Source organism: Streptomyces sp. NPDC058457, assembly GCF_042720695.1.
Lineage (GTDB): Bacteria > Actinomycetota > Actinomycetes > Streptomycetales > Streptomycetaceae > Streptomyces.
Genome location: NZ_JBHXLU010000033.1, coordinates 91,715 through 102,569, shown reverse-complemented (window position 1 = coordinate 102,569; position 10,855 = coordinate 91,715). Strand labels below are relative to the sequence as shown.

General features: G+C 70.7%; 11 protein-coding genes. All 11 read right to left on the bottom strand.

The genetic code is table 11. The features are described from left to right. Positions 1-61 precede the first annotated feature (61 nt). The 11 genes from ACFWPS_RS25585 to ACFWPS_RS25535 all read right to left on the bottom strand — a co-directional run bounded on the left by ACFWPS_RS25585 (position 62) and on the right by ACFWPS_RS25535 (position 10,842). Positions 62-1,285, bottom strand: coding sequence for an FAD-dependent monooxygenase (locus ACFWPS_RS25585; protein ID WP_383708496.1), 1,224 nt, complete (start codon positions 1,283-1,285; stop codon positions 62-64). Between the two features lie 152 nt (positions 1,286-1,437). After that, complete coding sequence (locus ACFWPS_RS25580; protein WP_383708491.1) at positions 1,438-1,983, bottom strand: cupin domain-containing protein; 546 nt, start codon at positions 1,981-1,983, stop codon at positions 1,438-1,440. Positions 1,984-2,439: 456 nt separating this feature from the next. Beyond that, entirely contained in the window at positions 2,440-2,628 is a 189-nt protein-coding gene (locus ACFWPS_RS25575) for a ferredoxin (protein ID WP_383708490.1), read from the bottom strand. Between the two features lie 4 nt (positions 2,629-2,632). Continuing rightward, entirely contained in the window at positions 2,633-3,895 is a 1,263-nt protein-coding gene (locus ACFWPS_RS25570; protein ID WP_383708489.1) for an NAD(P)/FAD-dependent oxidoreductase, read from the bottom strand. Continuing rightward, the gene (locus ACFWPS_RS25565; RefSeq protein ID WP_383708488.1) at positions 3,883-4,590 is read right to left on the bottom strand and encodes an SDR family NAD(P)-dependent oxidoreductase; all 708 of its coding nucleotides are present in this window, start codon (positions 4,588-4,590) and stop codon (positions 3,883-3,885) included. Before ACFWPS_RS25565 ends, ACFWPS_RS25570 begins: the two co-directional genes overlap by 13 nt. After that, a complete protein-coding gene (locus ACFWPS_RS25560; RefSeq protein WP_383708487.1) occupies positions 4,583-6,004 on the bottom strand; it encodes an SRPBCC family protein in 1,422 nt (473 codons plus the stop codon). The genes ACFWPS_RS25565 and ACFWPS_RS25560 overlap by 8 nt, the downstream gene beginning before the upstream one ends. Positions 6,005-6,065: 61 nt before the next feature. Then, on the bottom strand, positions 6,066-6,638 hold the full coding sequence (locus ACFWPS_RS25555; protein WP_383708486.1) for a 3-phenylpropionate/cinnamic acid dioxygenase subunit beta: 573 nt from the start codon (positions 6,636-6,638) through the stop codon (positions 6,066-6,068). Positions 6,639-6,657: 19 nt separating this feature from the next. After that, positions 6,658-7,554: a hypothetical protein gene (locus ACFWPS_RS25550; protein ID WP_383708485.1), complete on the bottom strand. Its 897-nt coding sequence runs from the start codon at positions 7,552-7,554 to the stop codon at positions 6,658-6,660. Positions 7,555-7,853: 299 nt separating this feature from the next. After that, on the bottom strand, positions 7,854-8,369 hold the full coding sequence (locus tag ACFWPS_RS25545) for a cupin domain-containing protein (protein ID WP_383708484.1): 516 nt from the start codon (positions 8,367-8,369) through the stop codon (positions 7,854-7,856). Positions 8,370-8,392: 23 nt separating this feature from the next. Further along, the gene (locus ACFWPS_RS25540; protein ID WP_383708483.1) at positions 8,393-9,862 is read right to left on the bottom strand and encodes an aldehyde dehydrogenase family protein; all 1,470 of its coding nucleotides are present in this window, start codon (positions 9,860-9,862) and stop codon (positions 8,393-8,395) included. Then, positions 9,859-10,842 (bottom strand): dihydrodipicolinate synthase family protein, encoded by a 984-nt coding sequence (locus tag ACFWPS_RS25535; RefSeq protein WP_383708482.1) that lies wholly within the window; start codon positions 10,840-10,842, stop codon positions 9,859-9,861. The genes ACFWPS_RS25540 and ACFWPS_RS25535 overlap by 4 nt, the downstream gene beginning before the upstream one ends. Between the last annotated feature and the right edge of the window lie 13 nt (positions 10,843-10,855).

Here is a 10,855-nt window from a genome sequence, read left to right as displayed (position 1 = left end):
GCGACGCACAGCCGAAACCGGATCCTCGTCGCCGCCCGACCTCCACCGAAAACCCCGACGTTCAGGCCTTCGCCGCTTCCCGGAAGGCGTAGTGCATGGCACTCGCGCCCTCGGCGATCCAGGCCTCGAAGCCCTTCTGGTCCATGGTGCTGTAGTCGGGCGCGTTGAGGACCTGCTGCGAGCCGAAGGCCTGGCCCACCTTCACCAGGGCGGCACCGGCGGCGGGTCGCTCGATGTCGTAGGCGGCGAGCGCCTCGTCGAGGGTGTCGGACGCCGCGACCAGGCGGGCCAGCGCCAGCGCGTCCGTGATCCCCTTGACGCCTCCGCTGGCCGTGTGCGGACGGGCGATGCTGCCGGCGTCGCCCGCCAGACAGGCCGTGCCGTTCACGTAGTGGGGCAGCTCCAGGTCCCAGATGCCCTGCATGGCCGGGTCGGGGGTGTTCATGATGATGTCGCGGTGCCACGGGGGAAGGTACCTGGCGGCTGCTGAGTGCAGGTACTCCAGCATGGCTTCCGGCATCTTCTCGCCCGCGCTGACGGCCTGGAGGCTCGTGACCCGGCCCTCGTCGTCGTACTCGGCGCCGAGCACATCCAGCGGGGCGTTGCCGTCGTACCAGGCCCAGTTGAGCCGGCGCCGTCCCCTCGCGTGCTCGCCCTTGTGGCCGGGGACCAGGTAGATGGCCGTGCCACCGTTCTTGGTGCCGATGCTCTGGAAGCTGTCCTCCACCGGAGAGATGTCGGCGATCCGGTCCTCGTCCACGACCCCGCGCCAGACCGGGTACCCGCTGTAGGTAGGCCGCGCGTCCGGGAACAGGTCGGACCGGACGCGGGAGCGGTAGCCGTCCGCGCCGACGACGAGATCGAACTCCTCGACGGTGCCCGAGGGGAGGTGGACCGCGGAGGTCCGCTCGCCAGGGACCACCTTCGACACGGTCGCGCCCCGACGGATGTCCACGTCCTGGGCCCGGGAGGAGATCTGCCGGTAGACCAGGCCCCAGTGCTGCATCTCGACGATCATGGGCTGGGTGCCGACGACCCTGCCCAGCGGCAGATCCCCGGAGTTGACGGAGAACACCCGACGGACCGAGCTGCGCAGACCGCGCGCCTCGGGGTCGAACAGCCCGAGTTCCGTGAGCTCGTCGAGGAAGGTGTGCGGAAGGCCGAGGCCCGCACCCCGTTCGTCCAAGGTCCCCGTAGATCGCTCGAACACGGTCACGGCGTGTCCCTGGCGCCGGAGCAGGACCGCTGCGGTCATGCCGACGAGCGAACCGCCTACTATTCCCACACGAAGCTGGTTCTTCACGAGAAACTTCCTTGTCCCTGAGTGAATGCCGGCGCGGTCCTGCGCGCCGGGACCCACGAGGTCCCGGCGGGACGGCACCGCCGGCGTCGGTGCGGTCCGTGTCTGGTGCTCCGGCCGTCAGCGACGGCCGGTCGCTAGTCGATCGGAGGCCGGGCGTACTCCTCCGAGAACTCGGTGAAGTAACGCCTCGCCACTTCCTGGACCGGACCCAGCTGGGTGGGGTCCTTGCGCATGATCTCGGCCATCTCCCGGAACAGGCCGACGTACAGGCTCGGCGAGAAGGTGCAGAACATGACGGCCTCCTCGTCGAACGGGTTGTGGAAGCCGTGCGGCGCCCCGGGCGGGACCATGATGAAGGTGCCGGGGCCGACGACCCGTGTCTCCTTCTCGACGCTGAACTCCACCCGGCCGGACAGGACGTAGAAGCCCTCGTCGTGCTTCTGGTGCCGGTGCTGGAGTCCCGAGTTGCGGCCCTTCTGGACGGTCGCTATCCCCACGGCCAGCCGTCCGGCGGTGGTGTCACCCGCCTCCAGCAGCTTCATCTGCAGCGTGCCGTCCAGGGTGATCTCGCCGTCTCCGGCCTCGACGAGCGAGACCCGCTTCTGGATCTCCTCCGGGTCCCACACCAGTGGCCGCACTGTGGTGGGCTCATCCTCGGACGACTGGGGCGTGGTGGTCATGTGTGATTACCTCCATGGTGTGCGTATGAGACGTACTCGGTGCGGACGCGGTCCACGCCGGGTCCGATCGGCTCTGTCCCGCAGCGCGGGCGCACCGTGGCCCGTCCCCTGCATCAGGTGGCCGGGCCGGCCTGGTCACCTGCCGGACGCCCGGCACCGGTCTCGCCGGCGCCGAACGCGTGCTCGCGGTGACCAGGGGTGTGGGGGGAAACGATCTCGACCTCAGGTCTGCTTCTGCTTCCGGACGGGCGCGGCGACTCGGGCCCCCGTTGCCCGGGAGGGCAGGCCCCGACGACGAGTCGCCCTGAAGCCGGTAGGTCGTACGACCAGCCAACCCCTGCGAGGGCCGCCCTGTCCAAGTCCCATTCGGTGGGGGCCGATACCGTCCCGGTATGGGCCTGACGCGCGGTCCGTGGCTCGTTCCAGCGCAGGGACAAGGCGCATGGGCCCGGTCAGTCAGTCCAGGACCGTAAGGGCCTTGGCCGGGCACCGGCGGGCACCCTTGCGGGCCGCCGCCTCCAGCTCCCGTGGGGGCTCGGGCAGGATCACCTCGACCACCTGGTCCGGGAGGTCGTAGACATCGGGGGCGACGGCCACGCAGTTGCCGTAGGCCATACAGGCGGACTGGTCGGCTTCGATCTTCATGAGGTCACCTCTGCTTCTTGCTCTTGACGTCCTGGTGGACCCGCGTCAGGTCGGAGCGGGTCGGGGCGGCCCGGCGCAGCGCCAGGATCTCCTTGGGCACATCGATGCCGACGTACGCGACGGTCTCGTCGTACCTGTGGTAGCGGTACAGACGGGGGTCGCCGCTCCCGCCCCCGGCGGCCGTGCGGCCGTCGGCCAGGGGAACCTCGACCACCTCGTCCGCCCCGGCCGGGTCGCCGAGGACCTCGATCCGCAGCCCGAACTGGTCCGACCACACGTAGGGCAGTGCCGTGTAGGGCTCGGCCTTCTCGCGGCCCGCCAGCAGGTTGGCGGCGGCGAGCTCGCCCTGCTGGGACGCGTCGGTCCAGTGCTCCACGCGGCGCCCGACCGAGCCGTCGGCGTCCATCACGCGCACCACGTCTCCGGCGGCGACGACGTCGTCACCGGCGAACAGGGTGGGCTCGCACAGCAGTCCGCGGTCGACCCGGAGAGTGGAGCCTTCCAGCCACTCGACGCGGGGCACCGAACCGATGCTGACCAGTACCTCGTCGAAGGTGAGGACGTTCCCGTCCGCGGTGTGAACCTCGACCCGCGAGCCCGAGGCGTCGCGCGGCAGCAGCCGGGTCACCTCGACCCCGGTCCGCAGGTCGATCCCATAGGCGGCCTGCAGTTTCGCCAGGCCCTCGGCCACGTCCGGGCCGAGCACCTCGGCCATCGGACCGGCCCCCCGCTCGAGCACCGTGACGTCCAGGCCCAGGCCACTCGCGCCGTAGGCGACCTCGGAGCCGATGAAGCCTCCGCCGATCACGCCCAGGCTCCGGGACCCGCGCAGCGCCGTGCGCAGCCGGAGGGCGTCGTCGCGGGAGCGCAGCGTGTGCACGCCAGGGGCCGACACGGGCGTCCCCGGAAGTGTCCGCGCACCGGCCCCGGTGGCGATGACCAGCCCGTCGTAGGCGACTACCTCGCCGTCGGCGAGACGCACCTCGTGGGCGGACACGTCGAGCCCCACGGCTGGGCTGCCGAGCCGGACGTCGACGTCGAGCTCGTCCCACTCGTCCTGGTCGAGCAGGGCGATGTGCTCGACGGGCCAGTTCTCCGTGAGTATCCGCTTCGACAACGGCGGCCGGTCGTAGGGGAGATGCGGCTCCTCGCCCACGAGCACGATCCGCCCGGCGTGACCTTCTTCGCGCAGGGCCTGTACGGCGCGGACGCCGGCCAGCGAAGCGCCGACCACCACCACCTGCTCGGGCACCCTCACCACACCCATGGCAGCAGGCCGATCGGGATGATGGCTCCGGTGACCGCGGGCAGACCGATGACACCTTCGACCGCTGCCGCCACCGTGTCCGGGTCCAGCACCACGCCGCCCAGGTTCCGCGCGGCCCGGGCACTGTCCGTGCCGGTCCCGGTCGCTCTCGCCTCGACCAGCATCCCTGTCTCGGTGGCGCCGGGCACCACCACGTTGACCCGGATGCCGCGCGGCGCCAGCTCCGTCGCGAGGGTGCGTGACCAGCTCACGAGCGCGGCCTTGGTCGCTCCGTAGGCGCCGAGGCTCGGCTTTCCGAACGCTGCTCCGGAGGCGACGTTGACGATGGAGGCGTGGTCGTCGCGCAACCGCTGCGCGGCGGCCTTCACCAACGAGGCCGACCCCACGACGTTCACCTCGAAGGTGCGCCGCCAGTCGTCGTCGGAGACCTGGGTGGCCGGACCGGTCGGACGGATGGCCGCCGCGTTGACGAGCACGTCCAGCGGACCACTCACCCGGTCCAGGGCCGCCCCCGCGGTGTCCGGGTCGGCGATGTCACCCGTTACACGGTGCTGGGCCTTTCCGGACGTGGCTTCCGGGAAGGACTTGTCGACGGCGACCACCTCGTAGCCGGCGGCGGTCAGACGGGTCGCCACGGCGGCCCCGATGCCGGAGCCGGCACCGGTGACGATCGCGGTGCGCCGGGTCTCAGTCATGGTTCACCTCGGTCTGGTGGCGGGTGCCGGCCGGCTTCATCAGGGACTCCCAGCTCTCGCCCTGGACCACGCGGGCCCAACGGGCGTAGAAGTTGCGCGCGTTCTCCTCGGTCGACCAGTGGGTCGACTCCAGCGCCCCGTCGACAGAGGCGGGGCGGGTCATGCCCAGGCCCTGGGCGTAGTTGTACGGCAGCTCGCTCGCGCGGGTGCCGCGGCTGGCCTGTGTGGCGTAGTCCCAGTTCTCCAGGTCGTCCTGCTCGGTGAGGCCGCCCGGACCGGAGTAGCGCAGGTAGTAGTGGCGCAGCCACTCGCGGGCGTTGTCGCGGGCGTCCTTGTCGGCGACGTACCACCGCCAGATCTCGGTCTCGTGGGCCGAGACGGGATGGGCGACCATGATGGTCTTGGGGAAGCCCAGTGCGTGCAGGGACATGTTCGGGAACATGGTGGCGGGACCGTTCGCACCGACCGGGTGACCGGCGGCGAGCCTCGTCTCGCGGCGCGAACGGGAGAGCTCGGCGAAGTACTCGGTCAGTTCGGGGTGGTCGGCGAACTTCGGCGAGGGCCGGTCCTCGTCGGGCGAGTCGCAGGCGCCGTGCCCGAGGTCGGGCCAGGAGACCGAGCGCTGGAACGTGGCCCTGCGGGCGGCCAGGGCGCCCGGCCCCGTCCCGTGCCGGGTGCCGCCGGCCCCCGCGGGACCGATGCCGACCGCTTCGACGCTCGCGTGGGTGGTGTCGGCGTGGTAGGAGTCGCCGAGGAAGTTCTCCGCCACGAACTTCCAGTTGGCGGGCACCCGCCACTTCTGCACTCCGGCGATCGTCTCGGCGCCGGCCTCGATTCCGCCGAGGCTGTCGGCGAGGTTGTTGAGCCAGAAGCGGAAGCTGCCGACGTAGTCCTCGAAGGAGGGGGCGTCGGGATCCCAGGTGGCGAAGATCAGCCCGCGGTAGTTCTCGGTCCGTCCCGGCCGCACCAGGCCCCAGTCCTCGCGGCGGAGCTTGCCGCCGTAGGCGTTGCGCAGGTGGGGCACTCCGAACAGGTCCCCGGGGGTGTCCACCAGCTCGCCGTCGACCGAGTAGGACCAGCCGTGGTACGGGCAGGTGAAGTCCAGGGTGTTGCCGGAGTCGTAGCGGCACACCTTCATGCCCCGGTGCCGGCAGGAGTTGAGGAGGACGTGCACCTCGCTCTCCGTGTCCCGGGTGAGTAGCACCGAGTCGGTGCCCATCCGGGAGGAGAAGAAGTCCCCGGGTTCCGGGATCTGCGACTCGTGGCCGACGAACAGCCAGGCGCGCCGAAACAGATGGGCGAGCTCGGCCCTGAAGATGTCGTCGTCGACGAAGATCCTGCGGCTGATGATCCCCTGCTCGGCGTCGACCAGCGTCGAGAGGTCGAGAGGGTCGTTGCGTTCACCGGGTGTCATCGTTGTTGCTCTCATTTCTGCTCAGCCGCTGCCCGTCCCGTCGGGTGCGCCTCGGCATGATTCACAGGAAGATCGTCAGGTTCTTGGCGAGGAGCACGCTCTGGTCGACCAGCACCACCCGCTTGCGGACCAGCCACGAGCCCGCGGCGGGTACGAGCGTGTCGAGGCGCCGCCCGACGAACAGGTCGCTCTCGGTGTCGACGCGGTTGCGCTGGACCACGAAACGGCTGGTGACCTCGACCCGGTCCTCGGCCACGAGGACCGGGCGGATGTTGGTGACCAGGTGCGAGACCCGGGATACCGGTTCCTCGGCCCAGTGCTCGCCGGTGTTCAGCTGGGTCACCCGCATCGTCAGGGTGCGCTTGTCCTCGTCGAACCACATCGCGTCCCGGCCGGCCCGGGTGTTCTCGCGGGCCAGGTCGCCGGAGTGGACGTTGCGGCGGATCGGCACCTGGTACTCGACGTCGTCGTGGAGCAGGGTGAGCCACTCGTCGAAGCGGCGCTCGTCGAGCAGGTCGGCCTCGCGGTACAGGAACTGCGCGATGCTCCACTGCAGGGCCATGGCGCGCGGGTCGACCTGGTCGAGGGTGTGCTCGACGGTGTCCTTGCCGAGCTCGTTGACGACGGAATTCATGGGGGGCACCTTTCCTGCCTCAGCTGCTCACGGGCCGGCGGCCCGATCCGAAGGCCACGCCCATCCCGGTGATCCACTTCTCGACCAGTTCGTACGAGGTGTAGGTGGCCGGTGTGGAGCCGCCTGCCGCCCAGGCCGCGGCCCAGGTGCGGATCTCGTTGGCGCCGCCGCCCCGCGGGTCGATCTCGGGCTGCTCGACACGGGCGAACAGGTCCGCCTGTCCCTCCGCCATGCCGGCCAGCAGCGCCTGGTCCCACTCCGGATCGAGATAGTCCAGGGCCGTCGCCAGCGAGGCCGCGCGCTGCTCGGGGTCGAAGCGCCGGGCGCCGGGCTGGGGCTCGGGGAACGGCGGGTGGTGGCTCAGGCCACCGGTGCCGATGTAGAGGACGCGTTCCTCGCGTGCCGCGAGCGCCTGTCCGAAGGCCTCTCCGAGACGTACCGCCCGGGAGACCGGGAAGAGCGGGAAGCCGATGGCGTTCACCACGACGGGCAGCAGCGGCACCGCGCCCGGCTCGTCGAAGAGCTGCAGCAGTGTCAGCCCCGTGCCGTGGTCGGCACTGACCCCCTCGCCGACCGCGAGGTCGACGCCGTTCTGCACGACGGAGGCGTAGACCTCGGCGGCGAGCGGATGGACGGTGAGCGGAATCCTCGGGATGTCGAACTCGGGCAGGGTCGAGCCGGACAGGACGCCGGTGAACGGGGGCCGGACCTCCATGAGCATGTTCATGTGGTCGGGCGCGAACATCACCACCAGGTCGGGTGCGAAGTCGGCGATGAACTTCTTCACGTCCTCGACGGCGGCGCGGTACTCGGGCCCCGCGTCCTGGTTGCCGGGAAGGGTCATGAAGGGGCTGTGCGACAGGCACACCCAGGCGCGATCCGTCTCGACCCCGCGCTGGACGGTGGTCTGACTCACCTCGGGCTCCTTTTTTCGTATTCCGAAAGTTTTTTCAGACTAATCACGGATGACTTGTGACGTCAAGACACCGTTCGGGCTTCCGGTGGCGGGCCTCGCGCGCTGCTGTGTCCTGGCCGGCGCAGCACCATTGGCACACCGAGCGGCCGGGTGCGGCTCGTCCTCCCCGATGCGGAGATCGCGAGTGAGAACGCGCCGGCGGCCTCTCGGTCATCGCCGAGAGCGACCGGTGGGGGTGACACACCCGCGGCGGGGCGCTGTGGACGCGCCCCGTCGGTCGCTGGATCCGGAGGGGTGCGTCAAGACCCCTGTTGATCCGTGTTGCTGCGCTGCCGCTCCACCAGCTCCGCCCAGGTGATGAAACCCTCCGAGGCCCGGTAGTTCAGGCCCAGGGCATCCAGCAGCCGGGAGTTCTCCACCAGGAGCATCCGCACCGGGTGCTCGTCGCTGCCGTTGTAGTGGCGGTGCCACTCCATCGGCGGCACACAGACGAAGTCACCCGCCTCCCACTCCCAGCGCTGGTCACCGATCTCGCTGTACCCGCTGCCGGACAGGATGCAGTGCACCGCCTCGTGATGGTGCTGCTGCATGTCCGAGGCCATACCGGGGGGCAGCTCCTGCATGAACAGCTCGAAGGAGCGAATGGGTGTGCCCAGCACCGGCGCGAGATGCGAGGGGTTGTGGCCGGGCGGGGTGTACCACTTCAGATCGGCCCCCCGGATGACCATCCGCGCCTGCTTGTTGCCGCGGGGCAGCGGCTCACGCTGCTCGGCGATGCCCCGACGGAACTCGGCGAGCTCGTCGTCTGTCGTCACGTCCTCGTCTCCTGTTTCTCGGCTCAGGAACCGCTCGGCTTGATCCAGCGGATCGCATGGTCTTCTACGTACTCCTGCAGCCCGAGGGCCGTACGCTCACGGCCGATGCCGCTCTGCTTGACGCCTCCGAAGGGCATCGCGAACGACAACGACCACAGGTTGTGGCTGTTGACGAAGGTGCATCCCGCCTCCAGCCGCAGCGCCACCTCGCCGGCGCGGTCGACATCCGTCGCCCACACCGAGGACGCGAGCCCGAACTCACTGTCGTTGGCCAGCGCCACCGCCTCGTCCACGGTGTCGTACGGGAGTACGGGGAGCACCGGCCCGAACTGCTCCGTGGCGACCAGTTCGGCGTCCTGGCCGATGTCGGTCACCAGGGTCGGCAGGAGATAGGCGCCGCCGCTCGTGGCCGCCTCGTCGGTGAGCGACCCCAGCTCGGCCACGCTCGCCCCGCTCGCGCGGGTACGGTCGACCAGCTCCCGTAGCCGGCCGGCCTGGGCCTGGTTGATGACGGGGCCGAAGGACACCTCGTCGGTGAGGCCGTGACCGACGGTGAAGCCGGCCAGGTGCGCGCGCAGCGCCTCGACGAACTCGTCGTGCCGTGAGCGTGCGACGTACACCCGTTTCACCGCGAAGCAGATCTGCCCGGCGCGGGTGAACGCGCCCGCGGCCAGCGGTCCGACCACGGACTCGACGTCGATGTCGTCGAGCAGCACCGCCGGGTCGTTGCCACCCAGTTCCAGACTGATCCGCTTCAGGGTGCCCGCCGCGCCGGCCATGACCTGCCGGCCGACCTGGGTGCTGCCCGTGAAGGAGATCTTGCGCACATCCGGGTGGGCGGTCAGCGCGGGGCCGGCGTCGCCGGTGCTGTTGACCACGTTGAGGACGCCGTCCGGCAGGGAGCGGGCCAGCAGCGCCAGCGCCCGGGTCAGCGCCACCGGGGCCTCCGGGGACGGTTTGACCACCACGGTGCTGCCGGTGACCAGGGCCGGAGCGACCTTGCTCGCGGCGAGCACCATGGGGGAGTTCCAGGGCACCACGATGCCCACCACGCCGACCGGCTTCTTGTGGATGGTCACGCGGTCGGCCGCGCTGTCCAGCACGACGGGTTCGAGGTGGGCCGGGGCGAGCTCGAGCATGCTGCGGAAGAGGGCGATGCTGCGGTCGATGTCCAGCCGGGCCTCCCGCCGCAGGGCGCCGTTCTCACGGGCAAGGGTCTCCGCCAGGTCGTCGACGGCGCCGGACACCGTCTCCAGCCCGGCCTCGATCCTGGCGATCCGCTCCAAGAGGGCGGTGCCGGCCCAGCCGGGACCCGCGGCGCGGGCCGCGGCGACGGCACGGTCCACCTCCGCCGCGCCACCGTCGGCGACGACGGCGACCACGTCGTCGGGGCGACCGGGATCGCGCACGTCGAAGGTGCCGAGCCCCTCCTCGTGCGACCCGCCGACGAGGTGCAGCAGTGTCCCCACGGACTCGTGCGCCGTGGCCGTCATCGCGCGGCGGTGGGGACGGCGGCGTACCGGCGGTGCAGCGCGGCCAGCCTCCGGCCGGACTCACGGGCCCCCTCTGCGTACGCGTCGGGGCACTCCACGTACGGGGGGCGGCTCGGACCGGCGTGCAGATAGCCGGCCTCGTCGATCCGGATCTTCTCCAGCTGCACGTTGTACTTGGAGAACAACTCGAAGCTGCCCTGGGGGAAGAAGGTCTGCGCGGCATGGCGGTAGCCACGGGCGATGGCCTCGGCGTCCTCGGCGCGTCCCTCGCGGATCGCGTCCCGCAGGGCGATCGCGGGGGCGGGGCCGCAGGAGGCACTGCCGCTCCAGCACGCCGTCATTGCGTTCGGCGCCCAGCGCCAGGTGTAGTACCAGTCTCGCTCGACCGGGAGTAGTCGCATCCGGCCCGCCATGGCGTCGAGATCGGCGAGGAAGGACGGGCCGAGGACCGGGTACTTCGCCGCGATCACCTGAGGGATGGCGGCGAGCTGGGCGTAGGCCTTCGGGGAGATCTTGCCGCCGAAGGAGACCGGGTTGTCGTAGACGACGATGCCGAGGTCGGGGACGGCGGCCGCCACGTCACGGTAGAAACCGACCACCGCGGAGTCGTCGCAGGGCGACCACATGGGACGTCCCAGCAGCAGCCCTGAAACGCCGATGTCGGCGAAGACCCTGGCCCGCGCGATGGTGTCGCGCGTGTTGAGCGTGGTCGCGCCGGCGAACACCGGCACCCGGCCGGCCGCCTGCTCGACCACCGTGGTCACGAAGGCCCGGTGTTCGTCCCAGGTGAGCGTGGCGCACTCACCGAAGGTGCCGGTGATCATCACGGCGTCGACGTCGTCGGCGATCAGGGCGTCGACGGCCCGGCGTGACTCCTCGTGGTCGACGGTGTCGAGCACGGAAGGATCCGACGCGTCCGGGGTCGCCGGGGTCGGCATGATCGCCAGTACCCCGGTGATGTCGTCCAGCTGAATACGCATGTTGTGGCTCCTT